This is a genomic window from Prochlorococcus sp. MIT 0916, assembly GCF_047305155.1.
In the GTDB taxonomy this organism is placed as follows: Bacteria; Cyanobacteriota; Cyanobacteriia; order PCC-6307; family Cyanobiaceae; genus Prochlorococcus_B.
This window is the reverse complement of sequence record NZ_CP138980.1, coordinates 1411654-1431476: the sequence shown is the minus strand read 5'-3', so window position 1 is coordinate 1431476 and position 19823 is coordinate 1411654. Positions and strand designations below refer to the sequence as shown.

Genomic DNA, 19823 nt, shown 5'->3' with positions numbered 1-19823 from the left:
ATTCAACTAATCAATGACAGATTTACTAGTTAGAGCTACTGCTGCGAAAGGAGGGATCAGGCTAGTTGCCGTATCAACAACAGAATCAACAAAAGAAGCAAAAGAAAGACATTCTCTTTCATATTTAACTTCTGCAATTGTAGGTAGGGCCATGAGTGCAAGCCTCTTGCTTGCAAGCTCAATGAAAGTAAATCATGGAAGGGTAACTTTGAGGGTAAGCTCAAATGGACCACTAAAAGGATTAACTATTGATGCGGGTAGAGATGGAAGTGTGAGAGGTTATGTTGGCGATCCAAGTCTTGAATTAGACCTAATTAAAAATAAAAGCAATAACTATACATTTGATTTTAAAAAAGCAACAGGTATTGGCTATCTTCACGTTATTAGAGATGATGGGAAAGGTGAGCCACACAACAGCACAGTTGAATTAATTAATGGAGGTATAGGGGAAGACATAGCTTCCTATTTATTACATTCTGAACAAACTCCATCAGCTGTGTTTGTTGGAGAAAGAATTAATCAGGATGGAATAGTTTGTAGCGGAGGACTATTAGCACAAATACTACCTAAAGCAGAACGAGACTATTCATTGATAGCCCTACTTGAAGATCGATGTAAAGAAATTAACTCTTTTAGTGAGTTATTAAACAAAAAAGGGGGTAACCTTATTTCTCTAATTGAAGAAATTTTTCCTGATCTTGATCAATCACATTCAGATATTATTACCACATCTCAAGAAGTTCGTTTTAAATGTAGATGCTCAAGAGAAAGAAGCCTATCAGCATTGAAGATATTGGGAAAAAAAGAACTTCAGGAAATGATAAAGGAGGATGGGAAAGCAGAACTAACATGTCAATTCTGCAAAAATGTTTATCTTATTAACGAGGATGAATTGATATCTTTAATCGATTGAGGGATTAATCAAAGAAAACCACTCCTAACCAGAGTAAAAATACTGCGGGTATCGCCTCAAATTTGTCTGTCGACAATGATCCAGCGTTATCAATAAATGATTGGGCCCCACCTAAAAGTAATGCACCAAATAGAAGTCCTATACTAAGAAGAAGAATGCACCAGAGGATAGAGGAAAAGAAAGGCCTACCTCTACGTGACTGACTAACGAATAAGCCTATTGTTGAGAATGAGAGTATTAATTCAACACTTTCAGAAGGCACAATTAAAACAAGTAAAAAAGCCAATAATCCAAGAGAAATCCTTAAATTCAATTCTTGTCCAGAGGGCAACTCTAAGCTTGGTAAGAAATTAGATTTTGATGCCTCGTATTTAGGAAGATTTAAATTTTTCAACCTAGTGAGAAGAGAACTAGGTCCTATTTCACCAACTTTCTTTGCTTCATTTTCTTTCTTTGATGCAGTTATTGCCTCGTTACTTGCATTACCAAGTTGTCTTGACTTAAGACTTACCATTAGTAATGAATCATAAGCAGCTTCTAATTTTGCTTTAGTGATTTGGTCATCTCCAGCCTCAATTAACTTTTTGTCCCTTGCTTCTTGAATAGCATCAAAACTTGCACCCTCATTTATTCCAAGTATCAAATATGGATCTTGTGAGTTTGAATTTGATTGTGAATTAGTACCAGAATCCATAGATTTTTAAAGAAAGATTTATGAACTATCTTTATTAATTAGATATTAATCTACTTTAAAGAGAAACAGGATCAACACCACTGACAACTGGAGCAACTGAGTTTAATTCCATTTCAGGATGATCCTCCTTTAACTGATTTAGATTCCATTCATTTTTAAAAAGCAATACTGGTCTAAGCCAAGCATCCTGAACCGTTTTACAATTAAAAATTCTACCAACCTCTTCTAAAGCCGGCCAACCCCCTTTTACCCATCTAGCGACTTGATAACCCATTGGTTCAAGCCTGGTTTCCACTCCATATTCGCTAGCAAGTCGATGTTGTACTACCTCAAGTTGAAGCTGACCAACTGCGGCCAAAATTGGATCTCTTTTACTTTGATCTTTATCGTAAAGAATTTGGACTGCTCCTTCCTCTCTTAATTCATTGACACCTTTTCTAAAGTTCTTAAAAGCTGAAGGATTTGGATTTCTTAACCAGCTAAATATCTCGGGGCTAAAACATGGAATCCCCTCAAATTCAACTCTAGGTCCAATAAATAATGTATCTCCAATCGAAAACATCCCTGGATTATTCAAACCAATAACATCCCCAGGGTAAGCATCATCAACAACGGCTCTATCTTGTCCAAAAATCTTTTGGGGCCTTGAGAGCCTGATTTGTTTACCCGTCCTAGCGTGTTGAACTGTCATATCTTTTTTAAACCTCCCACTACATACACGCACGAAAGCAACTCTATCTCTATGTTTTGGATCCATATTTGCTTGTAATTTAAATACAAATCCACTAAATGATTCTCTTGTAGGAACTATTGGGCCATCGAAGCTATTTCGAGCAACGGGTCCCTGAGATAGATCCAGAAAATTATCTAAAAATGGTCTAACCCCGAAGTTCGTCATTGCAGATCCAAAAAACACAGGAGTTAATTCGCCAGATAAGATTAATTCTTGATTTAATTCACAACCAGCCTCATCCAGGATCTCAATCTCTTCAAGTGCTTTTGTCAATAGTTCTTCTTCTACTAAATTTTTAAGTTCCGGATCATCAATTTTTAAACGTATTTCACTAGATTGCTTCCCTCTTTCCGCTCTAGAAAACAAAACAACTTCTTTGGTTGCGCGCTCAACAACACCTCTAAAAAGCTCACCACTTCCTATTGGCCAATTGACTGCAAAGGTTGACAATCCCAATTCAGACTCTATCTCATCTAATAATTCCAACGGTTCTTGACCAGGCCTATCCATCTTGTTGATGAATGTAAAAATTGGTATTTGACGCATTCTGCAAACCTCAAAAAGCTTTCTTGTCTGAGGTTCAAGACCTTTCGCAGCGTCCTCAAGCATTACAGCATTATCAGCAGCGGCAAGTGTCCTATAGGTATCTTCCGAGAAGTCTTGGTGACCGGGAGTATCTAATAAATTAATGGTCTTATCTTTATAAGCAAATTGTAAAACAGTTGATGTAATTGATATGCCTCTTTGTTTTTCAAGCTCCATCCAGTCAGAAGTAACTTTTCTCTGTTCTCCTCTCGCTTTTACTGCTCCTGCTTGTTGAATAGCTCCGCCATAAAGTAAAAGTTTTTCTGTTAAAGTAGTTTTACCTGCATCAGGATGTGAAATAATAGCAAAATTTCTTCTTTTACCAACCTCTGTACTTAAAGATACAGTTAATTCTTCTTCTAATTTAGTCTTGTCTTGGGGAGTTGATTTCATTATTGTTTTTGGTTGTTCAATTGTTCAGGGAAAAGATTAAATACACCCAATAATCTCAAAATAAAGCTCATCAACTTGAAAAACCTCTAATTGAGATAAGCCTGCATCAACTAGCTGTTGAATTACTTCATCAACTGTAAATGATGCCTTGAGAGATGCATAAAAATCCTTTTTTAGAATTTCTGGAGAATTTGAGAGATGTTTTTCTTTTATCTCAAATGCTTTTTTTAAAGAAGTAGGCCTTATTAAATCACGATGAATATGAATACACTTGGTTTTACCGAGTTTTTTTAATGCACCCCAAAACTTATATGGATCATGGAAATGATGCAAGGCACTATTACTGACTAGGACATCAGCTTTAGAAGGAAAATGTATTTCACCTGTGGCTATTGAATTAATGTCAATCAATTGATAAGAAAGATTCTCAGTAAGATTTTCGGAAAGTTTCTTTTCTGCTTCATTCAACATTTCTTTTGAGCCATCAATTCCTACAACATTTACTAAGGGCCAATTCTTGGCAATTCTCTCGGCAATATTTCCTGGGCCACATGCCATGTCAAAAATTAAATCAGCTTTATTAAGAGTTCTTCCTAATTTTTTTAAATATTTTTCAAGGGATTTAGCCACCATAGAATCACTCCTTGAGAAATCCGCATCCGCATAAGCCCTTACCTGCGAAGGGATTTGCATGAGCTCTGGTTCAGGTGTTCTCTTCATCACTAAAAGAAAAAATTTGTTTTTTCTTCGGAGCCCTGTAGATGGTGTTAAAAAAACTTGCTAACGCTATACATGGCGTTACTGTAGAACTTATCTAAAGGGATACAAAGATTTTGACAATCGCAACAAGCCAGCCCGAAACCAATAATTCAGCATCGGGTAAAAAAAATGTTACGACTGATTTTCCAATAACTGCACCTGCAGCTAATCCTGTCTTTTACAGAACCTATAGTAGGAAACTTCCAGCCGGTCGTGAAAGCTGGGAACAAGTTAATAAAAGAAACTTGGATGGTCTAAAGAAGCTTGGGGGCTTAAACGAAGCAGAAATAAATTTAATGCAAAGAATGCAACATGAGAAAAAAGCTCTTCCCTCAGGTAGATGGCTTTGGATAGGCGGAACAGAATGGATTGAAAAAGAGAAGAATTTTTCTGGAGCATACAATTGCACCTCAACAAATCTTGTTGATTGGCAAGCCTTTGGACTTATGATGGATTTAGCCATGATGGGTTGCGGAACGGGTGCAATAATTGAACCTCATTTGATTGATCAACTACCAGAGGTTACAAATACAATCAATATTGAAAAAGTTTCAGATATTGGATTAACCCCATCTGAAGAAAGAAATGAAAAGACTACATTTTCTATTCAAGATAATAATGTACTGATAAAAGTAGGGGATAGTAGACGTGGATGGGTTGACAGCTATCAAAAAATCCTTGAATTAAGCAGTGACAATAGTTTTAATTCTAATGTTATTAATGTGTCTATTGATTTAAAAGACGTAAGGCCCGCAGGTGAATCACTTAAAGGATTCGGAGGCATGGCGAACCCTGTAAAACTCAAAGATTTATATCCTCGAGTAACAAATCTTTTAAACAAAGCAGTAGGAAGAAAACTAACTTCAATTGAATGTTGTCTACTCATCGACGAAGCTGCAGTCACAATCGTTGCTGGCAACATCAGAAGAAGTGCAGGTATGCGACAATTTTCTGCGCAAGATTTAGAAGCCGCTGGCGCTAAAGAAAATTTATGGAAGCAAGACTCTGATGGTAATTGGAGTATTGACCCAGAGAAGGATGCATTAAGAATGGCCAACCATACTCGTGTTTACCACACCAAGCCTGAATTAGAAGTTCTTGTTGATGCAGTGACTAAACAATTTCATTCAGGTGAGGGAGCCATCCAATTTGCACCAGAAGCAATTGCCCGCTCAAACGCTGACATACTTTCAACAATAGAACTCAGGAATGAATTTATAGATATCTATTGCGACCAAGGGAAAGAAGAAGCATCTAAATGGATTCAATCAAATTACGGTCCATTTGATGATAAAGAACTTTTTCACAGACTCAGTAGATATGGTCTTAATCCTTGCGGAGAGATTCTAGGTTCAGATTTTCACTGTAATCTTGCAGAAATCCATCTTAATCAAATTGATCCATTAGACATAAATCAACAAGAAGATGCTTTCAAAGCAGCAGCTTTGTCAGTCGCTTGCCTCCTTAATCATAGATTCGAAGTAGAACGATACAGAAAAAGTCGCGAATGGGATCCTATTGTTGGGGTCAGCTTCACAGGACTTTTTGACTTTTTTGTTCATGCCTTTGGGACTACATGGTTAAAATGGTGGGAAGCCGGACGGCCTGAGACAGAAGAAGGAAAGGATTTTAAACTCAAAGAAGCTACTTTCTTGAGTCGATGGAGGAAGGTCGTCAACGACACAGTATTTGATTATTGTGACAAACATAATATTCGCCGTCCAAGTCGTTGTACAACAGTTCAACCTGCAGGTACGAAAAGTCTTCTGACAGGAGCTTCTCCAGGCTGGCATCCCCCAAAAGCTCAGCGTTTTATTAGAAGAATTACTTTTAGAAAGAACGATCCAGTCGCATTAGCTTGTATGGATTATGGATACACAATCGTTCCTTCTCAGTCAGATAAAGATGAAAATGGAAAACTACTAGACAATCCATTTGATCCAAAATGTACCGAGTGGCTAGTTGAAATCCCGACTGAAGTGAGTTGGGCAAACATACCTGGTGCAGATGAAATAGATATCAATAACTTCTCAGCTCTTGCACAATTTGATTTTTATATGCAAGTTCAGGCAAACTACACAGACCATAATACCTCTGCGACAATTGAATTCAGAGAAAATGAGATAGAGGGTTTAGCTAAAGCTCTGTATAGCTCAATTAATGAAAATGGAGGCTATATTTCAGCTGCCTTGCTAGCAAGGTTTGATGCAAATGCAACCTTCCCTAGACTTCCTTTTGAACCTATTGACGAAGACTGCTACACAAAATTGCAATCGGAGGTCATAAAAAGAAGAGATAATTGTGATTTCTTTGATGCTCTAAGTCGATATGATCAAGGTGAGCTTACTGAAGCAGGACCAGCAGGATGCGATTCTGATAAATGCTTACTCCCGCTTGCTAAACCATCTTAAGATCAGTAATTAAATCTTTAGTGCGGGTATTTTTCTAAAAGCTGAAAGAAGTTAGTTAATTAATAAAAAAGTTTACTTTTTCAAAGAAGTTTTAAAAATAATTGTCCAAATTAGAAAATTTAGCTAAATATTAAATAGACCTTGTGTCCATAAAATTCAAATGACTACGACAAATAAACCATTAAATATAAGTGGAGCAAGTACTAATGATGCACTTATAGATCAACTGAGAGCTTGTAAAAACCCAGATGAAATTTTGAAATTCGAAAAATGGTTCAATTCCAATATTGAATCAGAAAAACTATATAAAAGAATTTGTGAACTTCTAAAAAACAGGAGTATATCTAGAGCTTTAGGATCAAAATGGCTCCTTACACTTATTGAAGATAGAGAAAATACTATAAATAAGTTGTCTGTTCAATAACCTTTTATTTTAGATCTACTAATCTAAAATCAATTCTATATTCCTCTCATTTTAGAAAGGGAATGGTCCTGTTGCCCCGCTTGAAGCAGTAAAGCCGGAGAGAGCCCAAATTCCAAAAGAGAACAGTGCGCATCCAATAAAAAACATCAAATGAGCTACATAACGATATTTCTCTTTTTGAGTAATCCCCCCCTCCATAGGAAGGTCTCCAAGGAAACGAGATTGTGGGCTCTTGTTGCTTGCCATGAATGTGATTTACCAATGTCTGAAATTATTGCACAAATAATCTCATTGATAATTATGCATAGGGAGAATCTATAGGTTCTGAAATTTTTAGAGGTCTAAAATTAATTCTTTTAGAAACTGAGTTAATTGCAAATAGGGATGAATTTGGTGTTTAAGCAATTTTTTTTAAGATCTCAGAAGATAATAGGGTAAAATTTTAAGTGGAGAGTTGGTCGAGTGGTTTATGGCTCTAGTCTTGAAAACTAGCATGGGGGCAACTCCATCGGGGGTTCGAATCCCCCACTCTCCGTTCTTTATCGGGGAGACTGGAAGTATTTAGTTATATTTTTGCCTCTACTTTATGGTAAACAAGCCAAAATATTAGGTAAATCAATCAAAGAATCTTAAAAATGATTTATTTTTCTGCCTACTAAGATAAGTAAACCAAATATTTGATACCTAAAATAATGCCATAATTCTCATGATTATTATGTTTTTTCGTTAAGGTAAAGTCGTAATAGGTGTTTTTTAGATTTTAAGATACTGATCTGATATCAATCAAATCAAACTAGTAAATCTTGAAGATTTAATTGATTGTTTTTCTTAAAAGCTCAGGAACCCATAAATTATTTAACATACTCAAAATGAAAGAAGAGCGTTACTTAAAAGACAGAGAAGCAATTGTAAGAGCTGACATTTGGAAAGAGATTACCTCTTCATGCAAAGGGCTTAGAACTGAACTTGGGTATACAAATATCCAAATAGTTGAATTTCTAAAAGAGATAACAAAAACATTTGAAAGAGATCAACTTTAAATCCTGCAAGTAGAGATTGAATTTACATTAAACTTCTATTTTCCTATCGGTTTTAAAACTTCATCAATATTTTTTATTGCATTGGGAACACTATTTGAAGCTGACTTCAAGCGCCAAAAAGCACCTCGAAAAATTGCACTAGTGTCGCCCAAACTTTTTAGAAAATAATGTGGATTCCTCTTATGAGCTCTATCTGCTATCGAGGATGCCTTCCATGGATTCCAAGTCGAAAGGTTAACGATAGTTCTATAAGCACTTGGCCAAGGATTATTAGACAACAAAATTTCTAAGTTTCTTAGATAAATATCTGCTTCTGAAGGTCTATTCGATAGTATCTTCAGAAGTGCTAGAGACCATAAAGATTCAATATTTTCGGGGTCTGAACTTATTTTGGATAAGGCCTTATCTCTAACTATACTTTGATATTTAAAATGCCCATCAAGCATATGTTCTATTTCTATCTCATCAAAAATCAACTTAATACCTAATGGACCTCGCTCCATTCCATTTGCTAATTCAATAAATCTATTATGAAATTCATTTTGCTTAAGTGAAATTGTTCTTCGCTTCCATAAAGAATAGCTTCCTTCTTTTTCTCTAGGAAATTCTCGTACCATCATAAAAAGAGAACTATCTCTAATCGCATTATCGAGAACTATTGAATTACTTGAAACTGAGCCTTGATCTCCTTCAGCCAAAACAACCCAATTAGAATATTTAAGAACAGGTTCTATATGCAAAAGAGATTGCCCAAGTTGTCTACCTAAAATATTTCCATCTTGCATTTTCCCGAAATAACTTACATTATGCTGATTAATTTCAGGTGTACTAGGTACAACAATAACTGTTTCCTTTTCATCGAAAGTCTGATCAGATTTGACTATCGATATAATGTCCCTAACAGGATAATATATATTTGAATTATTATCTAAAGTGTTAAACTTGTTAAAAGAATTGGAAAACAAAAAGCTTATAGGAGGAATCAATAGTAAATAATAATGTTTGAATTTTAAAAAAGTATTTAGCCAATCACTCCAATTAGATAATCCAAGGGCTAATAGTAAAATAATTAAGGGGATCGTACATGCAATATATCTCTCATCCTTATTAGGTATGAAGGTTGTAAAAGTCCAACATGTTATTAGATTAAAATAAATCCATGTCCATTTATAATTATTTTTATTGAAAATATCCACTAATTTTATTGAAGTTCTAAAAGATCTTATATAGCTTAATAAGGCTAATATCATTCCTGATAATCCAGAAAGAAAAGTAACCCTTCCAAACTGATTATCTAAAAACGGGAAGTACCACAAAACACTTTTAAATCCAAAAATGGAGGGATCACCTTCTTTCGCTGCTGATTCAAAAACAGCTCTATAAGTGCCACTTAATATCATTATCCAATTGTGATAAAACCAAGGTAAGATCATTAGAAGATTAATAATAAGTAAGCATAAAAGTTGTAATCTAAATTGTTTATCTCTTTTAAGAGAAAGAATAAAAATAAATAACAAAGAAGGTATTATAACTAATAGAGAACTCTGCTTAATCAACAAAGAGAAGGCGCATGCAAAAGAAGCGATTATCAATTGAATCCATTTACCTCCAATTGATTTATCGCTCCATCTTCCAAGATGAAACAAATAAAATGTAATAGCGGAGATTAAAGGTAACTCCAATACATAATCAGTTCTTAGATGAAATAAGAAAGGAGAAAATGCACTAATTACAACCCCAAGCAGAGCAAAATTTTTTCCTCTAAGATAAAGTCCCCATGAAGCGATATTAAAGATCAAAAACCCGTTCCAAAGACTTAAGGACCATGCAGCTTCATGAGGAGCCTCACCAGCGAAAGCCATTACTGCTCCATTGATTATTGAAGCCAAAGGAGGAATCTTTGGAGATTTATCTAGGAAAGAACTAAAGTCTGCTGCCCCATTTCCCCCCAAAAAAGAAAGTGCACGGGCATGATCAAGTGCACTATTTAGATAGTCAGCCTGATCCCAAGAAGGAGTAGTGCTATAAGAATTCCACCAAAAACGATCTGCCAAGGTAGATATAATCCATACAAATAAAACTGAAATCCAAAAAATATATTTAGAGTAATTAATATTTTTCCTAATAGGCATACTATTTACTAACAATCCAATGTCTCAGTTGTTTTTTTATTAGTAACACTATTTATACCATCTGCGATAATACATAACTTGCTTTTAACATCATTTGCTATTAATACATCAGTAAAATCAGCACCCTGAATTATAACATTTTCAAACTTAGCATTATAAGCAAAAGCACCTTCTAATATGCTATTTGAAAGGTTTGCTCCGTTAAGTATTGCCGCATCCATTGTTACATCTCTCATATTTGTATTACTTAAATTAGCGTTTTCAAGCTTTGCATCAAAAAAGCTAGCTCCTTGAAGATCACTGCCTGAAAAATCAGCATCTTGAAGATCACTTAAATAGAAAGTCGCACCTTTTAAATCTGTGTTTGAAAAATCGGCACCTATCAAGGTTTGCTTCCCATAGTCCAAAGCAGCATAAGTTGGCAGAGAATAAAAGAAAAATAAAACCGAGCTTAAAAAAACAAGAAGACTTCCAAACATAAGTTCCTAATAACTACCAATCATTATATTTTAATTCAAAAGGGTATAAAAGTTAAATAATTAATTTAATATATATTACAACTGAAAAACTACTGCTATAAACGCTCTTAAATCACAATAAACAAATCAAAGTAACTAAATTATTTAATTACTTTATACAAATATAATGTAATACAAAATATTTAATCATAAATCTTTATTAGAGAAAGCAAAAACAATATAAATTAATCAAATTTTCTTACTACCTAAGAATACCCTCTATGAATTAATATATATTTTATATATTAAAAAATTCATTCCTAAAATCAACCAATCTCAAAAACAAACAAGTTCCTAGAAATGATTGAAAAGCCATATGAAGTCATAATTGTTGGCTCCGGCGCAACCGGAGGGATGGCCGCTCTAACAATGGCCAAGGCAGGTGTAAGAGTATTAGTAATCGAAAGAGGTCCTGAGCTGAAAATCAACCAGGCAAACGGAACAGAGCCTTGCAATATGATTCGGAGACTGGCTGGAATAACGACTGGGAAGTATCAAAATCAACCCCAACATCCAGGTTTCTGGAAATCAAATCCCTTACTATACGCAAACAAAAAAGTAAATCCTTACACCCACCCTCCACAAGCTCCATTCATGTGGACGCAAGGAAATCAAGTTGGAGGAAGGAGCCTTACTTGGGGAGGAATAACCTTAAGATTATCCAACGAAGATTTTGAAGCATCAAAAGATAAAGAATACAACCTTGAATGGCCTATTAGTTATAAAGATCTTGAGTCACATTATTCAGAAATAGAGAATTTTCTAAAGATATATGGCAACAAAGATGATCTCGATCAACTACCTAATGGTGAATATATTGGCAAACTTCCATTCACAAAAAGTGAAGAAAGATTCGCCTCCAATGTAAAAGAAAAATTAAATGTTCCATTTATACATTCTAGAGGTTTTGGAGCTAATAAAGATAAAAAGAAATGGCCTAGATATAGTAGTTTAGGAAGCACGTTAGAGGAAGCCTATAGATCGGGGAAAGTAGAATTACTTTCAGACCATATTGTAGAGAAATTAGTATTGAATAATGACAGAAAGTCTGCGAAAAGTGTTATCTTGATAAACCAAAAGAACGGAGAAAGAAGTGAACTAGAAGCTAAATTAATCATATTATGTTCGTCAACAATCCATACGATTAGAATTTTATTAAGTTCCGAAGAAAGCAATAATTCAAATGGTCTAATTGATCCCTCCCATTCTCTGGGAAAGAATTTAATGGATCATATCTCAACCTGTAGGTTTTTTACTGTCCCATTCGATAAGAATTTGACTGATTATTCAAATAAAAATAATACTAATCTTTTAACAGGTGCTGGTAGCTTTTTTATCCCTATTGGTAGAGACCAATCAACTAAAAATAACTTTGTCGGAGGATATGGAATCTGGGGAGGAATCGATAGATTTGAACCACCAGATGTTTTAAAAAAATATAAAGATACAAAAACTGGATTCCTTATCGGTCATGGAGAGGTACTCCCAAATAACAAAAACACTGTTTCTCTCTCAAAAAAAACAGACTTATATGATATGGCTATTCCTCACGTATCAATAGTTTGGCGTGAAAATGAAAAGAGAATGGTCACAGAAATGAACAGAATGATTGAACTAATCATCAATTCTGGAAATGGAAATATTGTTCCAGTGAGTGAAATACTAAATATTCCATTCACCAAACAAATTTTAAATAAATCAGTTGCTACTAAAAACGATGCTCCACCCCCTGGGTATTACATACATGAAGTAGGAGGAGCACCAATGGGAAATGATAAGGAAAAAAGTGTTTTGGACAGTTGGAATCGTCTATGGGAATGCCGCAACGTATTGGTAGTTGATGGAGCTTGCTGGCCAACTTCTTCTTGGCAAAGCCCAACCTTAACAATGATGGCAATAACTAAAAGAGCTTGCGAAAAGGCAATTATTGACTTTAAAGATTAAAAATATCATTTAAATATTTCTCAGTAACAGCCCTATCATCAGAACCATTTTGAAAAAGAAAATTTGCAATAGCTGAGCTAATAAGCTTAGATTGATCCCAATTCGTGTTTCCACTTATAAAATCCTTCATTCCTACGTAAAGAGCTTCAGGTACCTCAGCTTCAAGAGATATAGACATTAGGGCCAAGTCATTTTCACAACATCTAGCCTCATCATTTTTTATTTCATCAACACGACTCTCAATTTGATTAAACTCCATTTCTTTTTTTAAAAGTTCGCTATCTACGAGATAAGGATCTTAAATTTTCAATGAAACGTCAAAGATAAAGAAAAGCTATACCAAAAAAACGAGACTACCGTAGACTCATCTCATACCAAGACTTCTTAAGGAGACGGCACAAATGAAATGGTTTTATCCGCCTAAGGTATCTAAGTGTAAATTACTATTAAAATATCTATAGAATCCCACAAGTACTTCACGAAAACTAGGGTTTTAGCCTTTTTTAGTGGAAAACTGTTCACTAGCTGTGGAAATCACTTGGGGAAAAGAGCCGAAACTAAACATTAAAAAAATGTATAAATACTGAGTCCCTTGCGTCCCAAGCAAGAAAGAGACAAATGATTCTTTAATTTAAACCTAATTTTTTTAGATTTGGCTCGTATTTTAAGAGCGAAGCGTGACAGGTCCTAAAGGATGCTCTGCATGTGGATAAGGAAAATGTTCATGAGAGTGATTATGCACTTTATTTTCTGGAAAACTGTCTAGGCAACCTTCTACATGATCATGGTTACTGATCTGTTCATGTCCAACCTCACTTTCAAAGCCTAGTAAATTAGAGCGATATTTACATAAAGCACAATTCATAAAATTCTCTCCATTAAAAACCTCTTGAATTCTTTCTATAAAAGTATCAATAACCAAATCTTGGTCTGATAAGTAACTTGCGTTTAAAAATTGAACATCAGGATTATCAGTTGCAACTATCATCGAATGATCTCTAACACGATTAACTAAAACACCAGAGAAAAGAAAATAAGGTAAGAGAATTACCCTTTTAAAACCTAATTTAAGAGCATGTCTCAAGCCAGGGTCAACTAGGGGGAATGTTACTCCTGAAAAAACTGTTTCTCCCCATCCAAAACCAAATCCCTCAACAAGCATCCTTGTAATCTTACAAACATTTGAATTTGCATCTGGGTCTGAGGACCCCCTTCCTGCTACGACAAGTAATGTTTCAGAGCTAGGAAATGTTGGATTACTATCAATTATTTCTTGAATTCTTGCACCTGCTGCTCCAATCATTAAAGAATTTATGCCAAGCTCCCTACCATATTGAATGGGAAGTCCATTTTCAGCAGAGTATTTATTCAAAACAGCAGGAATATCATTTTTAGTATGTCCCGCAGCAAATAACATAGCCGGCAAAGCAATTACTCTCTCCACTCCCATATTTTTAAGTTGATCTAATGCCTCACTGATTATTGGTCGATTAAATTCTAGGAATCCAAATTTAACTGGAATATTAGGTATTCTAGATTTTATTTTATCGACAACATTAATAAACTCCTCTACTGCTTGAGGATCTCTACTCCCATGTCCACATAGAACAATTCCAATATTAGATGGATTTTTATTATTGATTGATGCCAAAGAAATCAAAACGCTTTTAACCAATAATCTACTTTAATTGAATATAGTTTTATAAAATATCAACTTAAGAAATTTATTATAGAAAAAGGAGCAAATTATTAAAAATTCAATCTCACTTCCAAATCAGAATTCCAATGATAGTAATGTCCTTGGAGTTTTTGAAAGTATCAACTCAGAATTTCTTCAATCACTAAAATCCTCCAAACCAACCTCCATACCATTTTTAGTATCTAGTGGTGGAACCACTAGCAGAGCCGCCGCAGATCAGCATTGGATTTTAGACCTAAGAAAAAACTACCAAAATATATCTTTTGACTTAGAAAAACAGCACGTAGAAATTGAAGCTGGGGTAACGATGGGAGAGTTAACTTCTTTTTTAAAAAAACATAAAAGAAGTTTTCCAATTGGTCTTTCTGGAAAGACAGGAATGGGATATATCTTGACAGGTGGAATAAGTCCACTTAGTAGAAGCAAAGGATTAGCCATAGACCAAATAATGGAGATTAAAGGTTTTTGGGGAAATGGAAAAGAATTTCATTTATTACGACCCAATACAAAAATAGAATCAACTTTTGAATGGAAAGCCCTTTGTGGAGCCGCTATATTTCTTGGCATAATTACAAAAGTAAAGTTAAAGACTCAGCCATTAAGACCGCTATTAAGTTGGACAGCAAACCTTTCATTTTCTCAGCTATCTGAATGTATTAATCAAGCCGAAAGTTGGCCTAACTCACTTAGCTTTCAATGGATATATGGAGAAAATATCTTTGCTCATGCAATTGGTGAAGTTAAAAACACCGATGATGAACATATATTGATTAATTTATTGGAAAGATTACCATTCTTGCGAAATAAAGTCATTAATAAATTCTCCGATATGAACTCATTACCAAACTTACACTTAGGAAATAACAAAAACAACAACTCAAACCATTCCGAAGTTCTTGGTTTGCTGGGTCCTGCTTGGCAAGACAAGAATATAAAAGTATTAAAAAATCTGAAAAAATTAATAAATAAAAGACCTAACAAAAGTTGCTATATAGCTTCTCAACAACTAGGAGGAGTAACACATTTAAATGATCATGAAACTTCATTTATTCATCGCGATGCGATCTGGAAACCTTGGATTAATGGTGCTTGGGAAGCCTTCGACCAATCAAAGAGAAAAAGATCCATTGAATGGATGAAAGAGTGTTGGAATAATCTAGAATTTATATGCCCTGGTGTGCATCTTGCGCAAACACATCCACATTTAGGATGGCATGAAAAAGAATTATCATCAGCATTCAAAGATTGGCTTCCAAAATTACAAGAAATCAAAGCCATTCATGATCCAAGAAATGTAATGCCCCCTTTAAAATAGTCAAAGATTTTTACCCTCAAACCCGAATCGTTATAAATCTAAGAAAGTTAAACACTTAGGCTCACACGTTGATAGCAGAACCACAACCATTGTTGAAATAATAAGTTTCTATGTGATCGCCATGAAGTGTTTAATTTGGTCAAATCAAAATTTTCTGGAGGAGGTACGTCGCCTCTTTTCTTATCTCTTTCCATCTCAGATTTCAATCTATCAACATTATATTCTGGATGTCCTAAATGCATTAATTGTCTTTGATCAGGAGTTTCAAAAATTGTATAACCTACTTTTTTCCCATGAGCCAATAATCTTAGCTTGCCTTTCCTTTCAGCCTTTTCCATTTCAATATCAGGCAAACCAGCATGCCTACTCTGAGGACAGAAAAACTCATCATCCTGGGTTCCCATTAACGAATGACTAGGAACAAGACTCCTCATTGGATATACACCAAAAAGCTTTTTATTAAAATTATTTTTCTCAACCCCAGCCATATATGCCATTGCAAAGCCAGCCCAACACAATCCTAGGGTACTTGCACATTTTAATTTTGCTTCCTCAATTAGATTTACTAATTCCTGCCAATAATTAACTTCTTCAAACGAGAGATGCTCCACAGGCGCTCCGGTAATAATCAACCCATCTAGAGGAGTTGGAGACATCGCATCCTCCCAATAAACATATAAGTTTTTTAAATGTTCTAGATCCCAAGTTCTGTATGAATGGGATTTTAATCTTATCCATATAGGTTCTATTTGCAGAGGAGAAAGTCCTAACGGGTGTAATAAATTAAATTCATATTGTTTTCCCAAAGGCATAATATTCAATATCCCAATCCTAAGAGGTCTAATATCCTGTCTTTCTGCTAACTCAGGCTCAATCCATGATATGTGATTTTTTTCAATTGATGAAATTTTATGATAACTACGAGGAAGTATTAAAGCCATATCTACACACCTCCTTAGTAAATTAAATTAAATTAAGGGCCTGGTCAAAATCCTCTAAAATATCATCAATATGTTCTATACCAACAGACACTCTTACCATAGTCGGAGTGACACCTGCGGACAACTGTTCTTCAGGAGATAATTGTTGATGAGTAGTTGAAGCAGGATGAATTACTAATGTTTTTGCATCGCCTACATTTGCTAGATGACTCGAAAGTTTCAATGAGTTTATAAACATAACAGCATCATCAAAGCCACCTTTTAGAGAAAAAATCAACATAGAACCTTTTCCTCTCTTGGTCATATAAGAAGAGGCTCTTGAATGATAATTATCCGATGGTAATCCTGGGTAACTAACATTATCAACTTTTGAATGATCGTCTAACCACTTAGCCAATGAAAGAGCATTAGAACAATGTCTTTCTATTCTTAAACTTAAAGTTTCTAATCCTTGAAGTAATAAAAATGAATTAAATGGACTAATTGCAGGCCCCCAATCTCGAAGCCCCTCTAACCTAGCTCTTAGAGCAAAAGCAATATTTCGATCTACAGGGACTCCAAGCATTCCACAAATATCACTCCCAAATCCAAAAGCATCCCAATGAACTAAACCATGATAAGCCGCGCTGGGTTGACTCATTAAAGGATATTTTCCATTTCCCCAATCAAAAGTTCCTGCATCAACAATCACACCTCCAAGACTAGTGCCATGACCTCCTATCCATTTTGTAGCACTTTGCACAACTACATCTGCGCCATGTTCAATTGGACGAATTAAAGCTCCAGCAGCGCCTAGAGTGTTGTCAACAATTAAAGGGATATTTCTAGATTTAGCTAATTTCGATAGTCCCTCAAAATCAGGGATGTTAAATCTAGGATTTCCCATGGACTCAACATAAATTGCTTTTGTAGATGAATCAATTTGTTTTTCAAAACTTTCTGCATCATCACCATCAGCAAACTTGACATTGATTCCTAAACGTGGAAATTGAACTTTAAATTGGTTATAGCTGCCACCATACAAGAACGATGTTGATACAAAGCTATCTCCCGCAGTAAGGAAGTTTGTAATAGCAATGAATTGTGCAGATTGTCCTGATGCTGTAGCTAAAGCGGCTACTCCTCCTTCAAGTGCCGCAATTCTTTTTTCAAAAACATCCGTTGTAGGATTCATCAAGCGGGTATAAATATTCCCAAATTCCTTCAAACCAAATAAATTCGCTCCATGATCTACATCGTTAAAAATATATGAACTTGTTTGATATATAGGAACCGCCCTAGAATTGGTAACAGGGTCTGGTACTTGACCTGCATGCAATTGAAGAGTTTCAAAACGTTGGGAAGTCAAAGAATTAATTATCTCTATTTTCTTTTTAGCCACATAAGTTGAGAATTGGCTACTTAATTTATCCAATCATTAGGAGGTAAAGATTTATCAGACTTAGCTAGAGAAGGTAAATTGTCTTTTATAAATGATAAAAGCTTTTCATTGACTGTTTTACGAAATTCCAGAACGTTTGCTTTAGCAATTATTTGATAGTCTTTATTGCTTTCATAGTCACCATCTCTAAGAGATCGCCAACTAGAGTTTTCGCCCCTTGATTTGGCATTAGCCAAAGCCCCATGGAAATCAAATTGCTTTGTAATAAGTGATTCTTTATAGATTTCCAAAGCTGTTTTGACTAAATCCTCTCTAATTGGACCAATTAATTTAGCTTTTATCGTATCCGGTAAGCCTAGGACTGGTTCAAAGTAATCAATTACACGAAGTTCCTCCTCTAGAAAAATAGGCCAAATCCCTCTCATACCTTCGTCTAAATTTGCATTTAACTCAAAATCATTCATTTCATTCAGAAAAAACTGAATCCAGCAATAATATGACTTTTCCTTGAGAGGTTTCTTAACTGAAACTTTGTTTTTAGAAATTTCAGGCAACAAAGATTCTGCCTTTCTTAAAAACAACCTATCTTCTCTCTCTAAATTTACAGAGCCCCACCTTTGCCTGTAATCCCATAATTCAATATATTTGTACAAATCTTCCTGATTCCAACCTAATTGTTTAAGCTCTTCGGCCCTATGAGTTAATTCCTTTGCCACAAGAAAAAATAAATATCAATTTTACTTTAGTGACAAGTTGGGTTATGTGAAACCCTAAACAAGTTTTTGTACATGAGAGATAAAAGATGGATTTGAAGAAATCCCCATTTCGTGAAGTGAGTTTGAGAAAGTGGAGATTTGAGTAACGAAACTAGATAGTAATCGATATTGAACCTCTGCTCTATATAAATTTTGAGTTTGATATTTTACTTTGAAGTACTTATTTGATTGTAAAAAGTCAGTCAGGAATCTAATGGTTAATTCAACTATTATCATATAAATGAATTCTGGAATAAGCCCAAAAAAGTAATCACCGTTTTGATTAGATAATGAGAAATAACCATTTAGAAAATACTTACAACTGTTAATATCAAAGTGTACATTCTCTATATTATCCGGATCCTCACCAGCAATATTACAAATAGAACGTAAACAATCGGCCAAATCAGTAAGCAAATAACCAGATGATACAGTATCTAAATCAATCAAAGAAACAACATATCTATATTTAATATCAAAAAGAAAATTACTTAACTTAGGATCACCATGTATTAAACTAGGTTGTATTGATTTTCTCTTTAAATAACCTAATAAAGATTCAACATATAAAATATGATTAGATAAGCTAAAAATTAAGTTTTGAACTCTTTTATTTATATTACCGTCTAATTTAATAAAGTTATAATCTCTAATAATCATATTAAATTGTTCAATGTAATTCTTTGTATTATGAAAATCCTTAATAGTGTTTTCTAATTTTTTAAGATCAATGTCGGAACATGTTTCATGAAACTTAGCAAGACCAAGACCTGTTTGATAAGCCATTTTATTATCTTCTAAAATATCAAAGCTAATCGTATCATCTATATATTCCATAGCTCGCCAATAGCCTGGGTAAAAAGGCAACACAAAAAGGTTATTAGAATTACATTTAATTAAACATGGAACCTCCCATCTTTTATTATCAGATTTATGAGAGTTTTTTTTTATTTTTAATTTGATATGATCGGTTATTAATTTATGATTCATATTAACTCTCTCATGGGATACAAATATATTACTAAGACATTGCAAAACAAATTTTGACTTTTTACCATTAATTAAATGTTCAACAATGTATGTTTTGTTTACAAGGCCAGAATCTATAAAATGTATATTTAAAAGTATACTATTATCAAAAAATTTGTCAGCAATCAAATTTATTTGATCAAAATCCATAGGATTT

The 19823-nt window shown here is 34.4% G+C and carries 18 protein-coding genes and 1 tRNA gene; 7 read left to right on the top strand and 12 right to left on the bottom strand.

The annotated features are described in order from the left end of the window. The first annotated feature begins 13 nt into the window (after positions 1-13). Positions 14-913, top strand: a complete 900-nt coding sequence (hslO, locus tag SIB53_RS07465) for an Hsp33 family molecular chaperone HslO (protein WP_413677618.1) — start codon at positions 14-16, stop codon at positions 911-913. 4 nt (positions 914-917) lie between these two features. On the opposite strand, the gene SIB53_RS07460 is transcribed toward hslO, so the two are convergent. The 3 genes from SIB53_RS07460 to SIB53_RS07450 are packed head-to-tail and all read right to left on the bottom strand — an operon-like array spanning position 918 to position 4038. Further along, positions 918-1607 (bottom strand): CPP1-like family protein, encoded by a 690-nt coding sequence (locus tag SIB53_RS07460; protein WP_413677617.1) that lies wholly within the window; start codon positions 1605-1607, stop codon positions 918-920. Between the two features lie 55 nt (positions 1608-1662). After that, a complete protein-coding gene (locus SIB53_RS07455) occupies positions 1663-3318 on the bottom strand; it encodes a peptide chain release factor 3 (protein WP_413677616.1) in 1656 nt (551 codons plus the stop codon). Between the two features lie 36 nt (positions 3319-3354). After that, the gene (locus SIB53_RS07450; RefSeq protein WP_413677615.1) at positions 3355-4038 is read right to left on the bottom strand and encodes a class I SAM-dependent methyltransferase; all 684 of its coding nucleotides are present in this window, start codon (positions 4036-4038) and stop codon (positions 3355-3357) included. 113 nt (positions 4039-4151) lie between these two features. Between SIB53_RS07450 and nrdJ the strand changes: the two genes are divergently transcribed. Further along, entirely contained in the window at positions 4152-6488 is a 2337-nt protein-coding gene (gene nrdJ / locus SIB53_RS07445) for a ribonucleoside-triphosphate reductase, adenosylcobalamin-dependent (RefSeq protein WP_413677614.1), read from the top strand. A gap of 160 nt (positions 6489-6648) precedes the next feature. Continuing rightward, a complete protein-coding gene (locus SIB53_RS07440; RefSeq protein WP_413677613.1) occupies positions 6649-6912 on the top strand; it encodes an RNA recognition motif-containing protein in 264 nt (87 codons plus the stop codon). 51 nt (positions 6913-6963) lie between these two features. On the opposite strand, the gene SIB53_RS07435 is transcribed toward SIB53_RS07440, so the two are convergent. After that, positions 6964-7158, bottom strand: a complete 195-nt coding sequence (locus SIB53_RS07435) for a hypothetical protein (protein WP_413677612.1) — start codon at positions 7156-7158, stop codon at positions 6964-6966. Positions 7159-7360: 202 nt separating this feature from the next. On the opposite strand from SIB53_RS07435, the gene SIB53_RS07430 reads away from it, so the two are divergent. Both SIB53_RS07430 and SIB53_RS07425 read left to right on the top strand, forming a co-directional pair. Continuing rightward, positions 7361-7447, top strand: a tRNA-Ser gene (locus SIB53_RS07430). A gap of 334 nt (positions 7448-7781) precedes the next feature. Further along, positions 7782-7952, top strand: coding sequence for a hypothetical protein (locus tag SIB53_RS07425; protein WP_011295219.1), 171 nt, complete (start codon positions 7782-7784; stop codon positions 7950-7952). A 35-nt stretch (positions 7953-7987) separates the two neighbouring features. Here SIB53_RS07425 and SIB53_RS07420 read toward each other — a convergent pair whose 3' ends face one another. Beyond that, positions 7988-10084, bottom strand: coding sequence for a hypothetical protein (locus SIB53_RS07420; protein WP_413677611.1), 2097 nt, complete (start codon positions 10082-10084; stop codon positions 7988-7990). Between the two features lie 8 nt (positions 10085-10092). Continuing rightward, entirely contained in the window at positions 10093-10563 is a 471-nt protein-coding gene (locus SIB53_RS07415) for a pentapeptide repeat-containing protein (protein WP_413677610.1), read from the bottom strand. Between the two features lie 339 nt (positions 10564-10902). Between SIB53_RS07415 and SIB53_RS07410 the strand changes: the two genes are divergently transcribed. Continuing rightward, on the top strand, positions 10903-12546 hold the full coding sequence (locus SIB53_RS07410) for a GMC oxidoreductase (protein ID WP_413677609.1): 1644 nt from the start codon (positions 10903-10905) through the stop codon (positions 12544-12546). Here SIB53_RS07410 and SIB53_RS07405 read toward each other — a convergent pair. Both SIB53_RS07405 and SIB53_RS07400 read right to left on the bottom strand, forming a co-directional pair. Then, positions 12536-12805 (bottom strand): DUF2811 domain-containing protein, encoded by a 270-nt coding sequence (locus SIB53_RS07405; protein WP_413677608.1) that lies wholly within the window; start codon positions 12803-12805, stop codon positions 12536-12538. The genes SIB53_RS07410 and SIB53_RS07405 overlap by 11 nt on opposite strands. A 405-nt stretch (positions 12806-13210) precedes the next feature. Then, positions 13211-14206: a sirohydrochlorin chelatase gene (locus SIB53_RS07400; RefSeq protein WP_413679137.1), complete on the bottom strand. Its 996-nt coding sequence runs from the start codon at positions 14204-14206 to the stop codon at positions 13211-13213. An 85-nt stretch (positions 14207-14291) separates the two neighbouring features. Between SIB53_RS07400 and SIB53_RS07395 the strand changes: the two genes are divergently transcribed. After that, positions 14292-15560 carry an FAD-binding protein gene (locus SIB53_RS07395; RefSeq protein WP_413679136.1) on the top strand — a complete coding sequence of 423 codons (1269 nt, stop codon included), beginning with the start codon at positions 14292-14294 and terminating at the stop codon, positions 15558-15560. Positions 15561-15607: 47 nt separating this feature from the next. Here the strand turns inward: SIB53_RS07395 and SIB53_RS07390 are convergent, their stop codons facing one another. The 4 genes from SIB53_RS07390 to SIB53_RS07375 are packed head-to-tail and all read right to left on the bottom strand — an operon-like array spanning position 15608 to position 19816. Then, positions 15608-16501: a homoserine O-succinyltransferase gene (locus SIB53_RS07390; protein ID WP_413677607.1), complete on the bottom strand. Its 894-nt coding sequence runs from the start codon at positions 16499-16501 to the stop codon at positions 15608-15610. Between the two features lie 22 nt (positions 16502-16523). Then, positions 16524-17849, bottom strand: a complete 1326-nt coding sequence (locus tag SIB53_RS07385) for an O-acetylhomoserine aminocarboxypropyltransferase/cysteine synthase family protein (protein ID WP_413679135.1) — start codon at positions 17847-17849, stop codon at positions 16524-16526. 53 nt (positions 17850-17902) lie between these two features. Further along, entirely contained in the window at positions 17903-18598 is a 696-nt protein-coding gene (locus tag SIB53_RS07380) for a hypothetical protein (RefSeq protein WP_413677606.1), read from the bottom strand. A gap of 54 nt (positions 18599-18652) precedes the next feature. Further along, positions 18653-19816 (bottom strand): aminoglycoside phosphotransferase family protein, encoded by a 1164-nt coding sequence (locus tag SIB53_RS07375; RefSeq protein ID WP_413677605.1) that lies wholly within the window; start codon positions 19814-19816, stop codon positions 18653-18655. Positions 19817-19823 lie beyond the last annotated feature (7 nt).